Source organism: Rathayibacter sp. VKM Ac-2929 (assembly GCF_022815495.1).
Lineage (GTDB): Bacteria > Actinomycetota > Actinomycetes > Actinomycetales > Microbacteriaceae > Rathayibacter > Rathayibacter festucae.
This window is the reverse complement of sequence record NZ_JALGRV010000003.1, coordinates 632624-653218: the sequence shown is the minus strand read 5'-3', so window position 1 is coordinate 653218 and position 20595 is coordinate 632624. Positions and strand designations below refer to the sequence as shown.

Below are 20595 nucleotides of genomic sequence, written 5' to 3'. Positions count from 1 at the left end.
GAGGTCTCCCTCGACGGCGCTCATGTCGCTGACCCCGACCGCGAGATGCCACTTGTGCACGCTTTTCACGGCGTGTCGCGCGCGCAAGTGGCATCTCGCGGAAGGGGGGGCTACTGGTACGTGATCAGGTCGGGGAGGGGGGCGACCTCGGACATCGTCTGGGCGGGGGTCAGCATCGGGAGGTCCTCGTCGTAGAAGTTCTTCCAGCCCCAGGCGATGCCCTCGGGGGCGCCCTCGTGCAGGGCGTTCCAGGTGGCCTGCTTGTCGGGCTGGCCGCCCTGGCCGTCGACGTGGATCAGGAACTCGAGCTCGGGGCGGTCGCGGCGGATGCTGTCGCGGTCCTGCAGCATCGACAGCCGGAACTGGTGCAGCACGAACATCTTCGGCGGCAGGCCCTCGCGCTGCACGAGGTCCGCGAGCCAGCTCGAGACGCTGTCGACCTCGGCGGCCTGGACGCGGCCGATCTGCGCGAGCGGCACCTCGTCGGGCGCGAGCCGCCACTCCGGATCGAGGGCGAGGCCGACGTTCGGGAGGCGCAGCAGCTCCTCGTAGGCCTGCGCCTGAGTGAGGAAGTCGGAGCGGCCCGGCTGCAGGTCGAGCACGACGTACATGCCCGCCGCGGCGGCCGCGTCGATGTAGGGGCGTATGCCCGCTGGGTCGAGCTCGTTGGAGTAGTCGCCGTCGCCGCCGGCGCTGCCCGCCGCGACCGTGGTGATGATCTCGAGGCTCGGCACCACCTGCAGATCGGTGAGCGAGCGGTACGGCTCGGCCACCGCCTCCGCCCGCGCGATCGTCGCGTCGAGACCCTGCTCGCCGAGCACGCCGAGGACGGGTGCGCCGGGCGTGCCGTAGATCGCGACGTAGAGGTGCCCGCCGAAGAGGCGCTGCCCGCCGCCGGGCAGCTGCCAACCGCTCGCCGCGGCGCGCACCGACCACTCCGGCAGCGACTGCGCGGCGAGCACCGGTCCGAGCAGCAGGGTGCAGGAGGCGCCCGCGTCGGCGATCGCGGTGACGGCCGGCCCCGAGGCGAGGAGGTCGGTCACGGAGTCGCCGACGAGGGTCACCGGGACGCCGACGGCGCGCGCATTGGCGACGGCCGCGACATCGGCGGACTGGGCGAGGGCGGTCACCCCGGCGGGCGGTTCGGCCCGCGCCGGCAGCGCGCCGAAGGGCGGCTCCGCGGGGGCACCGGGCGCGAGGGCGACGAGGGAGGCGACGTCGAGCGGGCCGACCGCGACTCCGGTCGCCTCCTCGATCGCGGCGGCCTCGGCGGCGGCGGTCACGGTGTCGACACCCGCGTGCTCCGCGACGGCGCCGACGGCGACGACACGGGTGGTGCCGAGCCGGGAGAGCTCGGCGTCGATCGACGAGTCGGACGGCGAGGCCGAGGCCGTCGCGGTCGACGTGGATCCGGCACTCTCCACCAGCAGCGGCACGCCCCAGGCGATGCTCACCTGCGCGGCGAGCAGCACCGAGGCGGGTACGTCCTCCACCACGACGACGAGCGGCGCCGCGGTGAACAGCAGGGCGCTCGCACTCGCGGCGTCGGCGGCGAGCGCCACGGGACCGGCGGGTGCGGCGGCCTGCGTGCGCGGCGCCTCCTGCGGCTCGGAGTCCGAGGGGGACGCGGAGTCGAAGGTGCAGGCGCTCAGCAGCGGCAGGACGGCGAGGCCGCCGAGCACGACGCCGCGGCGGGTGAGGCCGCGGCGGGTCAGCCGATCGACGGCGGGGACGTCGGGGATCTCGGGGGGCATGCGCGGACCTCTCCTCTCGGAGCCGGCGGGCTCACTGGTGCGCGGTGGGTCTCGCTCCAGTGTCGCAGGCGCTGCCCCCCTCCCGCGGGACAAGGGGTCGGACAGACCGCTCGGTCAGACCGTGCGCGGGGCCTTCGCGAGGTTGGCCTCGAGCTCCTCGCGGTTCTGCCGCACCACGTAGGCGGGGCGGTCGCGCTCGACGCGCCAGGACTCGCTCAGCGGCGTGATCGCGACGGTGTCAAAGCCGAGGCGGTCGTAGAGGTCGGTGACGAAGTGCACGGCCTCGGGGTAGTCGCTCGACGTGGCGAGCGCGCGGCGGTCCTCGGTGCCGGCCGGGGTGCCGTCGGTCGTGATGTCCGCGGCCATGATGTGGTTGAACGCCTTGACGACCTTCGACTCCGGGAGGTGCTTCTGCAGCATCTCGCTCGTGGTCGTCTCGCCCTTGTCGAGCGCCTCGATGCGGCCGTCGCGCTCGAAGTAGTAGTTGTTCGTGTCGAGGACGATCTTCCCGGCGAGCGGCGCGACCGGCACCTGCTCGAGGTTCTTCAGCGGCACGGTCACGACCGCGATCTCCGCGGCCTCGGCCGTCTCCTGCGCCGTGGCGGCGCGCGCCTTCGGGCCGAGCTCCGCGATGAGGTCGGCGAGGGTCTCGGGACCGCGCGAGTTCGCGATCACGACCTCGTCGCCCTGGGCGAGGACCGCGCGCGCGACCTGGCTGCCGATGTTGCCTGCTCCGATGATTCCGTAAGTGGTCATGGGGAAGGGAACGCCCGCAGAGGGGAGGAATTCCGTCCTGGGGCGCACTCCCACGCCGCGTCCAGGCACCGCGGACGCGCGTCGCCGCGATAGGTTCGAGCGTCCGCTGACGAACGACCCCGGAGACCGCGATGCCGCAGTTCGACCTCCCGCTCGAGCTCCTCGAGCAGTACCAGCCCGACCTGCCGGAGCCCGAGGGCTTCGCGGACTTCTGGCGCGAGACCATCGCCGAGGCCCGCGGCCTCGCGACCGAGCCCGTCTTCGAGCCCGTCGACGCCGGCTTCCCGCTCCTGGAGATGTTCGACGTCACCTTCTCCGGCTTCGGCGGCCACCCGATCCGCGGCTGGCTGATCCTCCCCCGCGGCGTCGAGGGGCCCCTCCCCGCGCTGGTCACCTACATCGGCTACGGCGGCGGCCGCGGCCTGGTCGACGAGTGGACCGCGATGAGCGCCGCCGGCTACGCGCACCTGGTGATGGACACCCGCGGCCAGGGCTCCGGCCACCGCGGCGGCGACACCCCCGACCCGGTCGGCAGCGGCCCGCACGTCAGCGGCTTCATGACCCAGGGCATCGAGTCGCCCGCGGACCACTTCTACCGCCGCGTCTTCACCGACGCGGTGCTCGCGCTCGACGTGCTGCGGGCGCACCCCGCCGTCGATTCGGCGCGCGTCGCGATCTCGGGCGGCAGCCAGGGCGGCGGCATCTGCCTCGCCGTCGCCGGCGTCCTGGGCCTGCTCGGCGAGTCGGAGTCGGCGCGCGCCGCGATCATCGACGTCCCGTTCCTCAGCCACATCGGCCACGCCGTGCGGATCGTGGAGTCCATGCCCTACGGCGAGGTCGTGCGCTACCTGCGCACCCACCGCGGCTCGGAGTCGTTCGTCTTCGACACGCTGTCCTACTTCGACGGCACCTCGTTCGCCCCGCACGCCGAGGTCCCGGCGATGTTCTCCGTCGCCCTGCTCGACGAGATCTGCCCGCCCTCCACCGTCTACGCCTCCTACAACCGCTACGCCGGCCCGCGCGAGATCCGCGTCTACCCGTTCAACGGCCACGAGGGCGGCGAGGTGTTCCAGATCCGCGAGCACGTGCGCTTCCTGGCCCGCGAGCTGGCGTAGCGGGCGAGCAGCTCGGCCGGCTCAGCCCGACTGCGCGTCGAGCATCGCCGTGCCGATGCGGTCCTCCAGGTCGGCCAGCTCGTCGAGGACGTCGACGGCCACCCAGGCCTGGTCCCGCTTCCGGTCGGTCAGCGCCGTCAGCACGCCGGCGGCGACGAGCTGCCCGATCGCCGCGCCGACGCTCGAGGGCGCCCGTCCGGTCAGCGCGATCGCGCGGGCGGTCGTGACGATCGGATGGTCGAGCAGCCCGTCGAGGAGGAGCGCCGCCGCACTCCCCGCCCGCGGCCGGACGGCGGCCCACCAGGCGGCCGGGAGCGCCTCGAGGACGGCGGCCGTCCGGGCCGATTCGGGAGCCGCGATCGCGCAGGCGCGCGCGAGCTCGTCGACGAAGTGCGCGAGCGCCCCGTCCCGGTAGTCGTTCACCAGCTCGAAGTAGCGCTCGCGATCCGCGACCAGCGCCGACGCCACCGGGACGACCGTGGTCCTCGTCAGCCCGCGACGGCGGAGGATCGCGGTGATCAGCGCGCGGCCGATGCGCCCGTTGCCGTCGGTGAAGGGGTGGATCGACTCGAACTGCGCGTGCGCGATCGCGGCCTGCACGATCGGGTCGAGGTCGCTCCGATTCGAGAACCGGATCAGGTCGGCCATCAGCGCCGGGACCGTCTCGGGCGGCGGGGGGACGTGCACCGCACCGCGCGGGGAGTGGTCGCTGCCGCCGATCCAGTTCTGCATCGGCCGGTAGGCCCCGGCGGACCGGGCGTCCACCGGGTCGTCGGCCATCAGGACCCGGTGCGCCGTGAGGATCGCCGCCTCGTCGATCAGGCCCGTCCGGCCGGCGGCGTCGACCATGCCCGTCATCGCCTCGGCCGCGGCCACCATCGACGTCGCACTGGAGTTCGCCCGGATGCCGATGGTCGCGCGGGCGCAGTCCTCCAGGCTCGCGTCCTCGTCTTCGATCTTGGAGGAGGAGACCGCCTCGGTCCGGAGGAGGAGCCGGCCGAGCACGCCGAGCCGGTTCCCGTACTCGGCGTCCAGGGCGATGACCGCGTGCCTGGCATCGTCGAGGGCCGGCCGAGAGGCGAGCGGCGGCTCCCAGGAGGACTCCGCGATCAGCGGCGGCAGGGCGACCACGACCTCGCTGAGCATCCGGTCAGCGCGCGTGCCGGCCCGGACGGTCTGTCGCCAGGGGCGCGTCTCGTACTCGTGCGCCGGCCACTCGGACGTCATCGGGCTCCCTTCGACAACCCGAACCAGCGGGTGCGTTGTATCGGGTTAAAGCTACAACTCGAATCAAGGGCGAAGCTGTTTCGCCGTTGTATCGGGTTAAAGCTACAACCCGAATCAAGGGCGAAGCTGTTTCGGGTTGTGGGCGCAGTCCGACGGCCATCGCTTTGTGACGTCGTGCGACGACAGCGGTGCCGATTCCCGGGTGCACTGGGCACGATCGGGGGATGACTCGTCAGATCCGCTTCAACGCCTTCGACATGAACTGCGTCGCCCACCAGTCCTCGGGCATGTGGCGCCACCCTCAGGACCAGTCCTGGCGCTACAAGGACCTCTCCTACTGGACCGGTCTGGCGAAGCTGCTCGAGCGGGGCACCTTCGACGGCATCTTCATCGCCGACGTCCTCGGCACCTACGACGTCTACGGCGGCTCGAACGAGGCCGCGATCCGGCACGGCGCGCAGGTCCCGGTGAACGACCCGATCCTGCTCGTCTCGGCGATGGCCGCCGCGACCGAGCACCTCGGCTTCGGCATCACCGCGGGCACCGCCTACGAGCACCCGTACCCGTTCGCGCGCCGCATGTCGACGCTCGACCACCTGACCAAGGGCCGCGTCGGCTGGAACGTCGTCACCGGCTACCTGCCCAGCGCCGCGCGCAACATGGGCCACGAGGACCAGCTCGAGCACGACGACCGCTACGACGTCGCCGACGAGTACCTCGAGGTCCTCTACAAGCTGTGGGAGGGGTCGTGGGAGGACGACGCCGTCATCCGCGACCGCGAGTCCGGCGTGTTCACCGACCCGGCGAAGGTGCACGAGATCGGCCACCGCGGCAAGAACTTCACCGTGCCCGGCATCCACCTCTCGGAGCCGTCGCTGCAGCGCACCCCCGTCATCTATCAGGCCGGCGCGTCGCCGCGCGGGATCCGCTTCGCGGCGGGCAACGCGGAGGCGATCTTCGTCGCGTCCTCGACCAAGGCGGGCCTGAAGGCCACCGTCTCGCGCATCCGCGACGCGCTCGAGGCCGCCGGCCGCGACCGCCACTCCGCGAAGATCTACACGCTGCTGACGATCATCACCGACGAGACCAGCGAGAAGGCGCACGCGAAGCACCGCGACTACCTCTCCTACGCGAGCGAGGAGGGCGCGCTGGTCTTCATGTCCGGCTGGATGGGCATCGACCTCTCGCAGTACGACCTCGACGAGCCGATCGGCAACGTGAAGAGCAACGCGATCCAGTCGACCGTCGCCAACTTCCAGGAGGCGAACGAGGACGGCAGCGAGTGGAAGGTCCGCGACATCGCGAAGCTCGGCGCAATCGGCGGCCTCGGCCCGTTCATCGTCGGCTCGCCCTCCGAGGTGGCCGACCACCTGCAGGAGTGGGTCGAGGACACCGACGTCGACGGCTTCAACCTCGCCTACGCGATCACCCCGGGCACCTTCGAGGACGTCGTCGAGTTCATCGTGCCGGAGCTGCGCCGCCGCGGCGCCTACCCCGACGAGTACGTCGAGGGCACGCTCCGCCAGAAGCTGCACGGCCGCGGCGACCGCCTGCCGGAGGAGCACCTCGGCGCCGGCTTCCGCTACCGCGCGGACGCCTGACGCGGGGTCTCGATACGCCGCGTCCCGCGGCTACTCGACCAGCATGGGGTCGCCGTCGCCGGCGTCGGCGCGCACAACCTCAGCTGAGAGCACCCGGCCTCCTCTGTCAGCGGAGGGACCCCCTTCTCAGCTCATGTTGTGCGCGGGCACGTGCTCGGGATCCGCCCGCCGGACGCAGAAGCACCCCGCCGCAGTGCGCGACGGGGTGCTCGTGTGCGTGGGCGAGGAGCGTCAGCCCTCGAAGGTGGCGTCGAGGGTGATCTCGACTCCGGTGAGCGCCTTACTGACGGGGCAGGTGTTCTTCGCGTCCTCGGCGGCCTTGAGGAAGGCGGCCTCGTCGATGCCGGAGACCTCGCCGCTGACGACGAGGGCGATCTTGGTCAGCTTGAAGCCGCCGGCCGAGTCCGGGCCGAGGGAGACGTCGGCGCGGACGTCGAGCGCCTCGACGGTGCCGCCGGCCTGGCCGAGGACGGCCGAGAACTGCATGGCGTAGCAGGCCGAGTGCGCGGCGCCGAGGAGCTCCTCGGGGCTGGTCGAGCCGTTGGCGTCGTCGGCCGCGCGCTTGGGGAACGAGACGTCGTAGGTGCCGAGCTTCGAGCTCGAGAGCTCGACCTGGCCCTCGCCGGTCTCGAGCGAGCCGTTCCAGGCGGTGCGTGCAGAACGAGTGGGCATGGTTCCTCCTTCGGGGCGGGGAGCACCTGCCGTACCGGTGCTCTCCCTGGGGTTCCGAGCCTAGGGGAACGATCGTTCTCCTGCAATGCGCTGGCGCGGAACGTCGCCTGGGAAGGCGCCGACTCAGTGCAGCAGCTTGAGCCCGATCACGCAGCCGACGATCCCGAGGACCAGCAGCGTGCGGACGAGCGAGAAGCCCTCGCCGCCGAAGAACATGCCGTAGAGCACGGTCAGCGAGGCGCCGATCCCGACCCAGACGGCGTAGGCCGTGCCGGTGGGCAGGTCGCGCATCGCGTAGGCCAGCCCGGACAGGCTGGCGACGACGCCGACTCCGAAGATCACGGACGGCCAGAGGCGGGTGAACCCCTCCGACTTGCCGAGGGCGGTGGCCCACACGGCCTCGAGGACACCGGAGACGATCAGGACGATCCAGGACACGACGACTCACTCCTTCGAGTCAGTCTTGTCGTGCTGCCGGGTACTGCTCCCTCGTCCGGTTCGCCGTCATCGGCTCCCGCCAGCGTGTCACCGCGCCCTGGGCAGGCCCTGGGCAGCGGCGGCGGGCGCGGGGCGGGGCAGCGCCGCTAGGCGAGGACCCGGTGGCCGCCGCCGCGCTGCCGCGCCATCTCGGCGCCGAGGCGCTCCGCCTCCTCGCGGGAGTCGTGGCGGGTGAGCGGGACGGCGGCGCCCGCAATGCGGTTGTGCCAGCCGGCGTCGTCGGCGTAGGTCTCGATGGCGGCGATGCGGTCGCCGCTCCTGCTGGTGTGCGCGGTCAAGGGCGCCCTCCGTCTCTCCCGCGTCTCGGAGTCGAGCGGGCCCACCAGACAACCCCGCGCAGCGGCGTCCGCTCCAGGGGTTGACGCTTCCGAGCAGGGAGGCGAAGGTCTCAGCCCGCGACGGAGGCGGCGGGATCGAGGTGGTCGGCCAGCGCGTCGATCGCCTGGTCCCAGCCGTCGTAGAACGAGTCGTCGCCCTGCTCGCCGTCGACGCCGGCCAGCTCGAAGGTCAGGCGCGTCAGCTCGCCGGCCGAGCGGATCGACACGGTCACGACGGGCGCGTCCGCGTCGCCGGGCTCGCCCCAGGTGAAGACGAGCTTCTCGGGAGCCGTGATCTCGCGGTAGACACCGCCGGTCGGGTAGGTCTCCTCGCTCGCGGTCGAGACCATCGTGTAGGCGTAGCGGCCGCCGACCTTCAGGTCGACCTCGACGGTGTCGCGCGGAGTGGTCAGCCCGCGGGGGTGCCACCACTGGGCGAGCTCGTCGGGGTCGGTCCACGCGCTCCAGATCTCCTGGGGCGTCGCGTCGAACAGCCGGGTGAGGGTGAAGCCCTGAGAGTCGTCGGTCATGGTCGTACTCCTTGCTGAGCGTCGGAAGGGGTGCGCGCGAGCGTACTCCGGGGGCCTCCGAGGCTCCTCCACTCGGTCCCCCGCGCGCAACCCGGACCGTGCTGGACGAGGGAGAGGACGCGCCGCGCCCCTTTTCTTGCTGGTCGAGCAGCCCCGCAGGGGCGTATCGAGACCCGACGTCATCAGCAGGGCGGGGCTGCAGACTCGCGTTCTGACGGTGGTGGATCTCGATACGCCCGCTGCGCGGGCTACTCGATCAGCATGAGAGGGCCCGATCCGCGGGCCGCTCGCTCAGCACGGACGCGGGTCAGCTGCCGAGGCGGCCCGTCAGGCGGCGGTGGAAGCCGGTGCTGCGCTCGTCGAGGCCCTCGATGGTGACGGTGGCGCCGTGGTCGCGGTACTTCGTCTCGATGGAGTCGAGGGCGGCGACGGTGGAGGCGTCCCAGATCTGGGCGCGGCCGAGGTCGATGACGACGGCGGCCGGGTCGTCGGAGTAGGCGAAGCGGTCGACGAGGTCGTTGCTGCTGCCGAAGAAGAGCGGGCCGGTCACGGTGTAGCGGACGGACGCGCCGTCGGCGGCGAGGGCGCGCTCGACCGCGATGACGTGGGCGACGCGGCGGGCGAAGAGGATCATCGCCAGGATCACGCCGACCAGCACGCCGAGCGCGAGGTTGTCGGTCGCGACGACGACGACCACGGTGACGACCATCACGAGCGTCTCGGGCACGGGCATCCGGCGCAGGGTCGAGGGGCGGAGGCTGTGCCAGTCGACGGTGCTGATCGCGACGATCATCATCACCGCGGCGAGCGCCACCATCGGGATGCGGCCCATCACCGAGCTGAGGCCGGTGACCAGCGCGAGCAGGAAGACGCCGGCGACGATCGTCGAGATCCGGGTGCGCGCGCCGCCGGTCTTCACGTTGAGCACGGTCTGGCCGATCATCGCGCAGCCGGCGATGCCGCCGTAGAAGCCGGCGAGCAGGTTCGAGACCCCGAGCGCCCAGGACTCGCGGCCCTTGTGCGAGGGGGTGCCGGTCATCTCATCGACGAGCTTGGCGGTGAGCAGCGTCTCCATCAGTCCGACGAAGGCGACGCTGAGCGCGGTCGGCAGGATCAGCTGCAGCGTCGCGAGGTCCAGCGGCACCAGGAACGGCGTGATGCCGGGCAGCTGCCCGGTCAGCGGTCCCTCGTCGGCGACGTCCGGGACGGCCAGGTTCGCGAGGATGACGACGGCCGTCACGACGACGATCGCGACGAGCGGGGCCGGCACCGCGGTGGTGAAGCGGGGCAGCACGAAGATGATCAGCAGGGTCGCGGCGAAGAGGGCGTAGGCGATCCAGGGCACTCCTATGACATGCGGCACCTGCGCCAGGAAGATCAGGATCCCGAGCGCGTTGACGAAGCCGATCATCACCGAGCGCGGGATGAACCGCATCAGCCGGGCGAGACCGGCGAAGCCGAAGACGATCTGGATGACCGCGGCGAGGATCACCGTCGGCAGCACGTACTCGACGCCGTGCTCCGAGACGAGCGGCGCGATGACGAGCGCGACGGAGCCGGCGGCCGCGGTGATCACACCGGGGCGCCCGCCGAGGATCGACATCGTCAGCGCGAGGACGATCGACGCGACGAGGCTCACCATCGGGTCCACTCCCGCGACGACCGAGAAGGAGATCACCTCGGGCACGAGCGCGAGGGTCGTCACCATGCCGGCGAGCACCTCGCGGGAGAGCTGGCGCGGCGAGCGGAGGGCGTCGAGGACGGTGATCGCGCGGTTCGCGGCGGCGGGGCGGGGCCCGGGCAGGCTGGTCGGGCTGGTGGGGACGGACACGACGGACCAATCTACCGTAACGTGAGGGTTGACGGAACGGAGTCGAGATGACGGACGAGCACAGCACCGAGCTGACGGCCGAGGAGGTCGAGGCGACCATGCGCATCGGCGAGCTCGCCGACCGGTCGTCGCTGTCGCTGCGGACGATCCGGCACTACGACGAGGTCGGGCTGCTCCGGCCGAGCGGCCGCACCGAGGGCGGGTTCCGCCTCTACACCGAGCGCGACTTCGACCGCCTGCTGCTCATCCGCCGGATGAAGCCGCTCGGCTACACGCTCGACGCGATGACCGAGCTGCTGCGCGTCGTCGACAGCCTCGAGCAGGCGGAGACCCCGGAGGAGACCGCCGCGATCCGCGCGCGGCTGGCCGCCTTCGAGGAGGAGGCGTCGCTCCGCCGCGCGAAGCTGCAGGACCAGCTGGCGATGGCCGACGAGTTCCTCGCCCTGCTCCGCGCGCGCTGAGGCGGCGAGCAGGGCGAGGCGATCGGCCGGGCCCGGCTACAGGATGAAGAGCATCTCCTGGTAGGTCGGCAGCGGCCACAGGTCGTCGGCGATGAGCCCCTCGATGGTGTCGGCCGCCTCGCGGACCGCCGCCATCGCCGGGATCAGCGCGGCACGGGCGTGCTCCGCCTCGGCGAGGGCCGTGTGGCCCGGCTCCGCGGCGAGCGCGTCCTTCAGCGTGGCGAGCGCCGTGCGCAGGTCGGCGATCGGCGCGCTCACCTCGTGCAGCGGCGCGAGATCCGGCTCCACTCCGGCGGCCTTCAGCGCGCCGACGTTCAGCGCGACCTCGGTCTGGTGCCGCACGGCGGCCGGCAGGATCGAGGTCGTGCCCATCTCGAGCGTCAACCGCGCCTCGACGCCGACCGACAGCGCGTACTGCTCGAGGCCGATCTCGTAGCGGCTGTGCATCTCGCGGTGGTTGAAGACCCGGTACTTCTCGAAGAGCTCGAGGGCGGAGTCGGTGATCAGCTCGGGCAGGGCGTCGAGCGTCGTGCGCAGGTTGGCGAGCCCGCGCTTCTCGGCCTCGATCGGCCAGGCGTCCGCGTAGCCGTCGCCGTTGAAGACGACAGCGCCGTGCTCGGTGATGATCGCGGTCAGGAGGTCCTGCACCGCGGTGTCGAAGTCGGTGCCGGCGGCGACCGCGGTCTCCAGCTCGGTCGCGGCGAAGTCGAGCGACTCCGCCATGATCGTGGCGATCGTCACCATCGGGCCGGCGACCGACTGCATCGAGCCCGGCGCGCGGAACTCGAAGCGGTTGCCGGTGAAGGCGAACGGGCTGGTGCGGTTGCGGTCGCCCGGGTCGGTCGGGAGGATCGGCAGGGTGTCGACGCCGATCTGCATCGCGCCGCGCCCCTTCGACGAGGTCGCCGGGCCCTTCGCGAGCTGCTCGAAGACGTCGGCGAGCTGGTCGCCGAGGAAGATCGAGATGATCGCGGGCGGGGCCTCGTTGGCACCGAGGCGGTGGTCGTTCGAGGCGGAGGCGACGGAGGCGCGCAGCAGCCCGCCGTAGCGGTGCACCGCGCGGATGACCGCGGCGCAGAACACCAGGAACTGCGCGTTCTCGTGCGGGGTGTCACCGGGGACGAGGAGCGAGCCGAGCTCGCTGTTGCCGAGCGAGAAGTTGACGTGCTTGCCCGAGCCGTTGACCCCGAGGAAGGGCTTCTCGTGGAAGAGGCACTCCATCCCGTGCTTCTTCGCGACCGACTTGAACGTGGTCATCAGGAGCTGCTGGTGGTCGGCCGCGATGTTGCCGCGCTCGAACATCGGCGCGATCTCGAACTGCCCGGGCGCGACCTCGTTGTGCCGGGTCTTCGCGGGGATGCCGAGCTTGAACAGCTCGCGCTCGGTGTCCATCATGAAGCCGAGCACGCGCTCCGGGATGGCGCCGAAGTAGTGGTCGTCGAACTCCTGGCCCTTGGGCGGCTTGGTGCCGAAGAGGGTGCGGCCGGCGTTCAGCAGATCGGGGCGGGCGAGGAAGAAGTGCCGGTCGATCAGAAAGTACTCCTGCTCCGGTCCGCAGAACGAGACGACGGGCTTCGGCGCGACGTGCCCGAAGAGCTTCAGGATGCGGACGGCGTGCTCGCCCATCGCCTGCTGCGAGCGCAGCAGCGGCGTCTTGTGGTCGAGGGCCTCGCCGGTCATCGAGACGAAGACGGTCGGGATGCAGAGGGTGTTGCCGTTGGGGTTCTCGAGCACGTAGGCCGGGCTGGTGACGTCCCAGCCGGTGTAGCCGCGGGCCTCGAAGGTGTTGCGGAGCCCGCCGTTGGGGAAGCTCGACGCGTCGGGCTCGCCCTGGACCAGGGTCTTGCCGGCGAACTCGGCCAGAGCCGAGCCGTCGCCGACCGGCTCGAAGAAGCTGTCGTGCTTCTCGGCGGTGAGCCCGGTCAGCGGGTAGAAGACGTGCGCGTAGTGGGTGGCGCCCTTCTCGAGGGCCCAGTCCTTCATCGCCGAGGCGACGGCGTCGGCGACCAGCGGGTCGAGCACGGCGCCGTGCTCGATGGTGGCCATGACCGACTTGAAGACCGACTTCGGCAGGCGCTGCCGCATCACGATCGTGCTGAAGACGTTCGAGCCGAAGATCTCGCCCGGCGCCTCGGTCTGATCGAAGACGACCGCGGGCGGGACGTAGGCTTCGACGTCCTTGATCGCGTCGCGGCGGACCGTGTTCCCACTCATGTGTGCCCCGTTCAGCGGCGTCGTGCTCCGCGCCGACCGCGGAGACCGTGGCCAGGCTAGGGAGCGCAGATGCCGGGGCTGTTTCGGGGCGGTGACGTTCTCCCCCGGCCTGTCGCTCTCCCGCGTCTGCTTGCATGGGGGGATGAGCCTGCAGCGGACCGATGTGCTGGTCGTCGGCGGCGGACCGGTCGGCGTGCTGCTGGGCGCGCTGCTCGCCCGTCGCGGGGTCGACGTGCAGGTCTGGGAGCGGCGGACCGCGGTGCCCGCCGGGTCGCGGGCGATCGGCATCCACCCGCCCTCGCTCGACGCGATGGCCGAGGTCGGTGCGACCGAGCGGATCCTCGCCGAGGGCGTCCGGGTCGCGGAGGGCGTCGCGGTGAGCCGGCGCCGGGTGCTCGGAGCGCTGTCGTTCGCACGGGCCTCGCGCACGCATCCGTACGTCGTCACCCTCGATCAGCACCGGACCGAGTCGATCCTGCGCGAACGGCTGGAGGCTGCGGCGCCCGGCGCGCTGCGCTCGGGGGTGACGCTGACCGGGCTCGACCGCGGGCGCGACCACGTCGACGCGACCGGGGCGGACGAGCACGGCGCTCCGGTGACGGTGCTCGCCGCCTTCGTCGTCGGCGCGGACGGGGCGCGCAGCGCGGTGCGCGAGCTGCTCGGGATCCGCAGCACGGGCCGCGACTACCCCGACTCCTACGTGATGGGCGACTTCGCCGACCCGGAGCCGGCCGCGCGGGCGTCGTCGGCGCTCGTCGACGTCGGGCCGGACGGCGTGATCGAGTCGTTCCCGCTGCCGGGCGGGCGGCGGCGCTACGTGGCGCTCGCCGGTGACGATCTGGTGGCGCCCGCGTGGCGGCCGGACGCGGCGCCCGATCCGGCGTCCGCCCTGGCGCTCAGCACCGTGGTGCGGGCGCGGACCGGCGCGGAGCCCGACCCGGCGACCTGCACGATGCTCAGCGGCTTCCAGGTGCGGCGGCGCGCGGCGGAGCGGATCGGCGTCGGCCGGGTGGTGCTGATCGGCGACGCCGCGCACGAGATCAGCCCGATCGGCGGGCAGGGGATGAACCTGGGCTGGCTCGACGCGGCCGAGCTCGCGCCGCTGCTCGCGGACGCCGTGCGCAGTGGTAGGGCGGGGCCGTTCCCCGCCTTCGCCCGGCGGCGGATGCGAGTGGCGCGGCGCGCGGCGCGGCAGGCCGAGCTGAACATGGCGGCGGGACGGCCGGCCGGCGGCGCGGGGCTGCTCGGGCGCGAGGGACTGCTGCGGGCGCTGCTGGCGCTGCCGACCTCGGACCTGCTGGCGCGGGTGTACTCGATGCGGTGGTCGTAGGGCCGCCGGTCGGGTTGCTCGGGCTGCCGGGGCCGGTCAGGCGACGAGTCGCGCGCCCGCCAGGCCGAGCTCGACGACGAGGACGAGCGAGGAGGCGATCACCAGGCGGAACAGCGTGCGGGTCGGCGGGCCGGTGAGCACCAGGCGGACGCCGGCGGCCGCGAGGACGAGGACCGCCACGGTCGCGACCACGGCGAGGACGATTCCCGGGCCGCCGACCGGATCGTCGCCGGCGACCTGGCCGAGCAGCACGAGCACCGCGCCGAGCATCAGCGAGCCGAACGCGACGACGCCGGAGAGGCGCAGCCCGAGGCGGTGCGGGAAGCCGCGGACGCCGGTCGCCTCGTCGTCGACGAGGTCGGGGAGCACGTTGGTGCAGTGGATCGCGACGCCGAAGACCGCGCCCGTGGCGACCGCCCACCAGGCCGGCAGCTGGCCGCCGCCCGCCGCGACGGAGACGACGGGGAGCAGCCCGAAGGCGACGAGGAACGGGACGACGGAGAACGCGGTGCGCTTGAGTCCGGCGTCGTAGGCCCAGCCCGCGGCGACGAGGACGAGGTGGGCGACGGCGGCGACCGGCCCGAGCAGGAGCGAGAGCACGACGGCGACCGCGGCGGTGCCGAGTGCGGCGGCGCGGACCTCGCCGACGCTGATCCGGCCGAGCGCGACGGGCTTGTCGGTGCGGCCGACGGCGCGGTCGCGGTCGGCGTCGATCCAGTCGTTCGCCAGCCCGATCGAGAGCTGCCCGGCGAAGACGGCGAGCGCCACGAGGACGACGATCCCTGGTGCGTGCCCGGACGCCACGGCGAGCACGGTCGCCAGCACGGTGACGGTGACGGTCGGCCCGGGATGCGACGAGGCCAGCAGGAGGCGCACCCGGGACGTCATCCGGCCAGCCTACGGCGGGCGTGCGCGGGACGCCGTTCCGTCCCGGTGGCGAGGGGAAGTGAGACCAGCATCTCTCTCTCATGCTGGTCGAGTAGTCCCGCAGGGACGTATCGAGACCCACCCCCTCCGTCACGGGGGCCGATGGCCTCCCGCTCCGACACCGGTGGATCTCGATTCGCCCGTTGCGCGGGCTACTCGATCAGCAGGGGACGCGGTGCCGCTGCGCAGGTGTGGGTGGCGGTGATCATGCTGGTCGAGTAGCCCGCAGGGCGTATCGAGACCCGCCATCGCCAGGCCGAGGGTCCTCCGCTTCATGCGGGTCGAGTAGCCCCGCAGGGGCGTATCGAGACCTTCCCCGTCGGCGCAGTGCCTCCTCCACAGCCCCAGTTCGGCCCCCGATCGTCCCTTTGCGCCCTTGAGCCGGCCCGCGTGTCGGTAGTCCTTGATTCAATACTCGTATGACGGATTTCGGATCGACAGAGGCAGTGCTCGCGCACCTGCGCGTGCTCAGCGACCGTGCCGCCGCGAACGCCCGCGCCGCAGCCCAGCCGCGTCTCGCCGAGGCCCGGTACCTCTACGACTTCCATCGCACTGCACTCGCCCACCCGGACGTCTTCGCCCGGGGCGCGACCCCCAGCGAGACCCGCGATCTCGTCGAGCGCTCCATCCGCGCGGAGCTCGCCGTCGCGGAGGGTCTGTCGGAGCAGGTGATCGCCCGGCGTCTCGAGAACGCGCAGCTGCTCTTCGAGCACCTGCCGCTCACGCGCGCCCTCCTCGCGCAGGCGCGCCTGCACTGGGAGGAAGGGGAGGCGATCTGCGCGACCGCCAGCAGCCTCCCCGAGGGGTCCCGCGCCACTCTCGATGAGCGCGTCGCGGAAGCGGCGCCGTCGATGACGCTCACGCAGCTGCGCCGCGCCCTGCGCCGCTGGCGGGAGGAACTGCACCAGGAGTCCCTCGCGGCGCGCCACGCCCGCGCCCGGACGGACCGGGCCGTGTGGGTCACGCCGGATGTGGACGGAATGGCGACGCTGTGCGTGTACTGGCCAGCCCCTGCGGTGATGGGGGCTTACGACCGCGCCGACCGGATGGCCCGTTCTCTGCGCGATGCGGGAGATGAGCGCACGCTCTCGCAGCTTCGCGCGGACGTCGCCGTGGATCTCCTCTGCGACGGCGACATCATCGGCACCACTCCCGACGCCGAGGACCGCCCCGACCCGACGTTCGTTCCCGGTGTCCGGGCGGAGGTGCGGCTCACGCTCGCGGCGTCCACGGCCGTGGATCTCGATGACGAGCCCGCTGAGTTGGACGGCTACGGCCCCGTCCCTGCCGACGTCGCGCGGGAGCTGATCCGGACGGCGGCGTCGTTCACCCGGGTGCTCACCGAACGGGACACCGGTGCCGTCGTCTCCGTCGGCCGGACCCAGCGCGTCCCGCCGTCACGGATGCGGCTGCACCTGCAGCTGCGGGATCAGACCTGCCGCTTCGCCGGCTGCTTGCGCACCGCCGCACGCAGCGAGGCCGACCACACCCTCGAGTGGCGCAACGGCGGCGAGACCTCCCTCGAGAACCTCGTCTCGCTCTGCACGGCGCATCATCACCTCCGGCACGGCGACCGATGGACCTACACGAAAGGTGACGACGGAACGATCGTGTGGACGACGCCGACCGGGCGGCGCGTCAGCAACCGGCCGCCCCCGCTGCCGGGGCGGCCGCCGGACCTGCGGCCGCGACCGCATTTCGTCGACACACCGCCGCCGTTCTGACGGTGGTGGATCTCGATACGCCCGCGATGCGGGCTACTCGATCAGCATGCAGCTCGCGCAGACCACTTCGGGCGGTTCGGCACGGGCTCGCGCTTGCTGGTCGAGTAGCCAGCGGGGCGTATCGAGGCCCACCGCGATCGGGCGCGCCTCCGCCGAGGCGCACAGGGGAACCCCAGAAAGGTGCCAGGCGGCGCATCGGGTCGGAGCCGTAGGCTCGGAGCGTTCTGAAACCGCTCCCACACCCCGGGGGCGGCGACCCCCACGACGCCAAGGACGACGCCGATGAACCGCATGCCGAGCAACCGCACCACCGTGATCACCGCGCTGGCCTGCGGCCTGCTGCTCTCGACCGGAGTGGCCGCCCAGGGCGCCGCCGCCGACACGGCCGCCGCGTCGCTCGAGGACCACCTCGGCCCGGAAAGCGCCGCGGGCGACACGCTGCTGGTGAACGGGCGCGCATACCCGCTGCAGTAGCGCGGACCACAGGGCGATCCGGCTCATCGTCGCGCCGCCCAGGACGAGAAGCGATGGTTCGCGGGCGGGGGCGACGGAGACCTGATGTCTCTTCGCTGTCGGATCCTTCCGCTCGGCGCAGCTCCGTGTCCCCGGGGCAAGGACGCAGGGCGAGATCAGGGCGAGTAGTTCCGCTCTGATTCCTCCGAGAGGCCATCCGGTTCACCGCGGAACCAGGGGCCGGTCGGGAGGCACACCCCAGTAACGACGCGGAAACAGCGGCGACCGTCCTCGAGAAGAGGACAAAACGGACCCCCCGAAGTGGGTCATTTGCGGACCCTGTGAATCTCATCACACTGAGCTGCCTTCGCAGGACCGCAGATCCATGGACGACCAGCAGGCGCAGCACCATCACCCGAATCGCCGCTCGTCTTGGAGTCCCCATGCCCTCACCTCAGCCTGCCCGTTCCCGCCTCCTGGCGCCTTTGACCGCCCTCGCCGTGGGCTTCGGACTGCTGGTCGCGCCGGCAGCCGCAGCATCGGCGGAGGAGCAGCCGCAGACGACCATCGCGGGGACGTGGCACACGGAGGGGCCTGTCGTCGCGACTCCTCCGAGCTCGTCCGCTCGCCAGACCGGCGCCGCAGCAGCTCCTCCGATCAACGACGACCGGGCGAACGCGACGACCATCCCGTCGCTGCCCTACTCGTCCTCGGGGGCCCCCTACGACGGTGCGACTCTCGAGCCGGGCGAGGAAGCGAACTGCCGCACGACCGACCCCGATGGCTCGGAGTACCCGACCGACGGCTACGACTCGATCTGGTATCGGTACGCCTCCGACAAGCGCCAGACGCTGAGCTTCTCGGCCGCGATCACCGGGCAGTACAGCCTCGTCAGCGCCTACGTCGACGGACCCGTCACGCCGGCCACCCGCCTCAGCTGCAGCGAGACCGACTACCGCCGCACGAACTACCTGCAGGCTCAGGCCGGGGTGACCTACTACTTCCAGGTCAGCGCGCGCGAGTCGTGGGACGGCGATGCTCCCTCGGGCACGGCGAGCCTCACCGTCACCTCGAGCGCCGCGATCCCGAACACGACCTACTCCACTGCGACGGCCGTCACCGCTCTGCCCGCCACCATCACCACCACGAACGCGAAGGTCGACTTCAACTGGTACCAGCCCTACTCCGGCTGCGACTACAACGCGTTCATGGGGTCGCTCTGGTACAAGTACACGCCGACTAGCACGGCGTCCGTCCGCGCCGACGTCGGCAGCAGCGCCATCGAGGCGAACGTCGGGGTCTACTCCTCCGACGGCACGACTCCCGGACAGCTCCTCGAGTGCCCGGTGGGCCAGTCGGTGGAGCCGGAGGGCTACAGCTTCTCGCGGGACCGCGCGAACACGCACTTCGTCGCCCAGGCCGGCAAGACCTACTTCATCCAGGTGTCCGGCTTCGAGTTCAATTCGGGCCCCATCACGCTCCAGCTCACCAAGGTCGGGACACTGACGTCGGCAGCTCCGACGGTGACCGGGTCCGGCGCGGTCGGCGACACTCTCACCGCGGTCCCCGGCACCTGGGGACCCCAGCCCGTCGAGCTCAGCTACCAGTGGTTGAGCGGGACCTCTCCCATCAACGGGGCGACCGAACCGCAGTTCGTCGTGCGCGACAACGAGCTCTACAACGGTGAGGTCAGCGTCCGCGTCACCGGCACGAAGGCCGGGTACGCCCCGTCCGCGCGGGTCAGCGCTCCGGTACCCGTCACCGAAGGCTCGCTCACGAACTCGGTGCCGACCGTGACCGGGTCCGCCGCGATCGGCGGGATGCTCACCGCGAACCCCGGCAACTGGGGCCCCGAGCCCGTCAACCTGGCGTACCAGTGGAAACGCAACGGCACCGCTATCGCGGGCGCGACGGGGAGCAGCTACGTCGTCACCTCCGCCGACTCCGGCACCGCGCTGACCGTCAGCGTCACCGGCACGAAGTACGGGTACACGACTGCGACCCGCACGAGCTCGGCCACCCAGGTCGGGCTGCCGCTGCAGACGCTCATGCCGACGCCCACGATCACCGGCAGCACCACCGTCGGGTCGACGCTGACCGCGAATCCGGGTACCTGGGACTCCGGCGTGACGCTGAGCTACCAGTGGAAGAAGAACAACGGCGTGTACATCTCCGGTGCCACCGCGAAGACGTACGTCCTCAAGGCGAGTGATGCCGGAGCGACGCTGACCGTGAGCGTCACCGGCACCAAGTCCGGCTACTCCCCCGCCACCAAGACCAGCGCGACGACCGCCGCCGTCACCAACGGCGCGGTCATCACGGGAGCCACGCCGACCATCACCGGCACGGCGACCGTCGGGCAGAAGATCACCGCCGTCCCCGGGACCTGGACGCCCTCGCCCGTCACGCTCGCCTACCAGTGGCAGCGCAACGGCACCGCGATCAGCGGCGCCACCGCGAGCACCTACACGCTCGTCGCGGCCGACGCGGGCGCGGCGATCACCGTCGCCGTCACCGGCACGAAGTCCGGCTACACCGCGGTCACGAAGACCAGCGCCGCGGTCACCGCCAAGGCAGCGCTGCAGACGCTGATGCCGACGCCGACGATCACCGGCACGACGAAGGTCGGCTCGACCCTCACCGCCAACCCCGGCACCTGGGACTCCGGCACCACGCTGACCTACCAGTGGAAGAAGAACGGGGGCACCTACATCTCCGGCGCCACCGCGAAGACCTACGTGCTCAAGGCCTCCGACGCCGGCGCCACGATCACCGTCTCCGTCACCTCCACGAAGACCGGCTACTCCCCCGCCACCAAGACCAGCGCCACCACCACGCTCGTCACCGGCGGCGTCCTCACCGGCGCCACCCCGACGATCACCGGGACCGCGAAGGTCGGCCAGACCCTCACCGCGAAGCCCGGCACCTGGACGCCGGCCCCCGTCACGCTGACCTATCAGTGGTACCGCGGGACGACGGCGATCTCGGGCGCGACCTCGAGCACCTACAAGCTCGTCACCGCCGATAAGGCCAAGTCGATCACGGTCAAGGTCACCGGCTCCAAGACCGGGTACACCGCGCTCACCAAGGCCAGCGCCGCGGTCAAGCCCTCCTAGATGCGTCCGGCACCCGCCGGCGCATCCCCGACGCGCTCGATCGAGGGACCGCGCGCGAACACCCTTTCC

Annotated in this window: 17 protein-coding genes and 1 riboswitch; of the genes, 7 read left to right on the top strand and 10 right to left on the bottom strand. The window is 71.9% G+C overall.

The annotated features are described in order from the left end of the window. Positions 1-110 precede the first annotated feature (110 nt). Complete coding sequence (locus tag MT355_RS12110; protein ID WP_243599720.1) at positions 111-1754, bottom strand: hypothetical protein; 1644 nt, start codon at positions 1752-1754, stop codon at positions 111-113. 114 nt (positions 1755-1868) lie between these two features. After that, a complete protein-coding gene (locus MT355_RS12105; protein WP_243599719.1) occupies positions 1869-2510 on the bottom strand; it encodes an NADPH-dependent F420 reductase in 642 nt (213 codons plus the stop codon). Between the two features lie 131 nt (positions 2511-2641). On the opposite strand from MT355_RS12105, the gene MT355_RS12100 reads away from it, so the two are divergent. Further along, entirely contained in the window at positions 2642-3625 is a 984-nt protein-coding gene (locus MT355_RS12100; protein WP_243599718.1) for an acetylxylan esterase, read from the top strand. A gap of 21 nt (positions 3626-3646) precedes the next feature. On the opposite strand, the gene MT355_RS12095 is transcribed toward MT355_RS12100, so the two are convergent. After that, positions 3647-4852, bottom strand: a complete 1206-nt coding sequence (locus MT355_RS12095; protein ID WP_243599717.1) for a Fic family protein — start codon at positions 4850-4852, stop codon at positions 3647-3649. A gap of 224 nt (positions 4853-5076) precedes the next feature. Between MT355_RS12095 and MT355_RS12090 the strand changes: the two genes are divergently transcribed. Further along, entirely contained in the window at positions 5077-6453 is a 1377-nt protein-coding gene (locus MT355_RS12090; RefSeq protein WP_243599716.1) for an LLM class flavin-dependent oxidoreductase, read from the top strand. 231 nt (positions 6454-6684) lie between these two features. Here MT355_RS12090 and MT355_RS12085 read toward each other — a convergent pair whose 3' ends face one another. From MT355_RS12085 to MT355_RS12065, 5 genes are all read right to left on the bottom strand, one after another. Further along, positions 6685-7125, bottom strand: a complete 441-nt coding sequence (locus MT355_RS12085) for an OsmC family peroxiredoxin (protein ID WP_123444486.1) — start codon at positions 7123-7125, stop codon at positions 6685-6687. 123 nt (positions 7126-7248) lie between these two features. Next, positions 7249-7563 carry a multidrug efflux SMR transporter gene (locus tag MT355_RS12080; RefSeq protein WP_123444485.1) on the bottom strand — a complete coding sequence of 105 codons (315 nt, stop codon included), beginning with the start codon at positions 7561-7563 and terminating at the stop codon, positions 7249-7251. 13 nt (positions 7564-7576) lie between these two features. Beyond that, a riboswitch (guanidine-III (ykkC-III) riboswitch) is annotated at positions 7577-7642 on the bottom strand. A 67-nt stretch (positions 7643-7709) separates the two neighbouring features. Beyond that, positions 7710-7901, bottom strand: a complete 192-nt coding sequence (locus MT355_RS12075; protein ID WP_243599715.1) for a DUF2188 domain-containing protein — start codon at positions 7899-7901, stop codon at positions 7710-7712. A gap of 110 nt (positions 7902-8011) precedes the next feature. Continuing rightward, positions 8012-8470: an SRPBCC domain-containing protein gene (locus tag MT355_RS12070; protein WP_243599714.1), complete on the bottom strand. Its 459-nt coding sequence runs from the start codon at positions 8468-8470 to the stop codon at positions 8012-8014. Positions 8471-8777: 307 nt separating this feature from the next. Continuing rightward, complete coding sequence (locus tag MT355_RS12065; protein WP_243599799.1) at positions 8778-10274, bottom strand: SulP family inorganic anion transporter; 1497 nt, start codon at positions 10272-10274, stop codon at positions 8778-8780. A gap of 74 nt (positions 10275-10348) precedes the next feature. On the opposite strand from MT355_RS12065, the gene MT355_RS12060 reads away from it, so the two are divergent. Next, positions 10349-10762, top strand: a complete 414-nt coding sequence (locus MT355_RS12060; protein ID WP_160086759.1) for a MerR family transcriptional regulator — start codon at positions 10349-10351, stop codon at positions 10760-10762. A 36-nt stretch (positions 10763-10798) separates the two neighbouring features. Here the strand turns inward: MT355_RS12060 and MT355_RS12055 are convergent, their stop codons facing one another. Beyond that, complete coding sequence (locus tag MT355_RS12055; RefSeq protein WP_127888167.1) at positions 10799-12976, bottom strand: glutamine synthetase III; 2178 nt, start codon at positions 12974-12976, stop codon at positions 10799-10801. Positions 12977-13118: 142 nt separating this feature from the next. Between MT355_RS12055 and MT355_RS12050 the strand changes: the two genes are divergently transcribed. Then, a complete protein-coding gene (locus tag MT355_RS12050) occupies positions 13119-14306 on the top strand; it encodes an NAD(P)/FAD-dependent oxidoreductase (protein ID WP_243599713.1) in 1188 nt (395 codons plus the stop codon). Between the two features lie 36 nt (positions 14307-14342). Here MT355_RS12050 and MT355_RS12045 read toward each other — a convergent pair whose 3' ends face one another. After that, positions 14343-15194, bottom strand: coding sequence for a UbiA family prenyltransferase (locus tag MT355_RS12045; protein ID WP_243599712.1), 852 nt, complete (start codon positions 15192-15194; stop codon positions 14343-14345). A 458-nt stretch (positions 15195-15652) separates the two neighbouring features. On the opposite strand from MT355_RS12045, the gene MT355_RS12040 reads away from it, so the two are divergent. From MT355_RS12040 to MT355_RS12030, 3 genes are all read left to right on the top strand, one after another. Continuing rightward, positions 15653-16957 (top strand): HNH endonuclease signature motif containing protein, encoded by a 1305-nt coding sequence (locus MT355_RS12040; protein ID WP_243599711.1) that lies wholly within the window; start codon positions 15653-15655, stop codon positions 16955-16957. 282 nt (positions 16958-17239) lie between these two features. Beyond that, the gene (locus MT355_RS12035; RefSeq protein WP_243599710.1) at positions 17240-17431 is read left to right on the top strand and encodes a hypothetical protein; all 192 of its coding nucleotides are present in this window, start codon (positions 17240-17242) and stop codon (positions 17429-17431) included. Positions 17432-17853: 422 nt separating this feature from the next. Further along, on the top strand, positions 17854-20526 hold the full coding sequence (locus MT355_RS12030) for a hypothetical protein (protein WP_243599709.1): 2673 nt from the start codon (positions 17854-17856) through the stop codon (positions 20524-20526). Positions 20527-20595 lie beyond the last annotated feature (69 nt).

Bases quoted from the DNA above. Each gene is read 5' to 3' on its own strand.
- MT355_RS12110 (WP_243599720.1), bottom strand. From the start codon at position 1,754: ATGCCCCCCGAGATCCCCGACGTCCCCGCCGTCGATCGGCTGACCCGC.
- MT355_RS12105 (WP_243599719.1), bottom strand. From the start codon at position 2,510: ATGACCACTTACGGAATCATCGGAGCAGGCAACATCGGCAGCCAGGTC.
- MT355_RS12100 (WP_243599718.1), top strand. From the start codon at position 2,642: ATGCCGCAGTTCGACCTCCCGCTCGAGCTCCTCGAGCAGTACCAGCCC.
- MT355_RS12095 (WP_243599717.1), bottom strand. From the start codon at position 4,852: ATGACGTCCGAGTGGCCGGCGCACGAGTACGAGACGCGCCCCTGGCGA.
- MT355_RS12090 (WP_243599716.1), top strand. From the start codon at position 5,077: ATGACTCGTCAGATCCGCTTCAACGCCTTCGACATGAACTGCGTCGCC.
- MT355_RS12085 (WP_123444486.1), bottom strand. From the start codon at position 7,125: ATGCCCACTCGTTCTGCACGCACCGCCTGGAACGGCTCGCTCGAGACC.
- MT355_RS12070 (WP_243599714.1), bottom strand. From the start codon at position 8,470: ATGACCGACGACTCTCAGGGCTTCACCCTCACCCGGCTGTTCGACGCG.
- MT355_RS12060 (WP_160086759.1), top strand. From the start codon at position 10,349: ATGACGGACGAGCACAGCACCGAGCTGACGGCCGAGGAGGTCGAGGCG.
- MT355_RS12055 (WP_127888167.1), bottom strand. From the start codon at position 12,976: ATGAGTGGGAACACGGTCCGCCGCGACGCGATCAAGGACGTCGAAGCC.
- MT355_RS12050 (WP_243599713.1), top strand. From the start codon at position 13,119: ATGAGCCTGCAGCGGACCGATGTGCTGGTCGTCGGCGGCGGACCGGTC.
- MT355_RS12045 (WP_243599712.1), bottom strand. From the start codon at position 15,194: ATGACGTCCCGGGTGCGCCTCCTGCTGGCCTCGTCGCATCCCGGGCCG.
- MT355_RS12040 (WP_243599711.1), top strand. From the start codon at position 15,653: ATGACGGATTTCGGATCGACAGAGGCAGTGCTCGCGCACCTGCGCGTG.
- MT355_RS12035 (WP_243599710.1), top strand. From the start codon at position 17,240: ATGAACCGCATGCCGAGCAACCGCACCACCGTGATCACCGCGCTGGCC.
- MT355_RS12030 (WP_243599709.1), top strand. From the start codon at position 17,854: ATGCCCTCACCTCAGCCTGCCCGTTCCCGCCTCCTGGCGCCTTTGACC.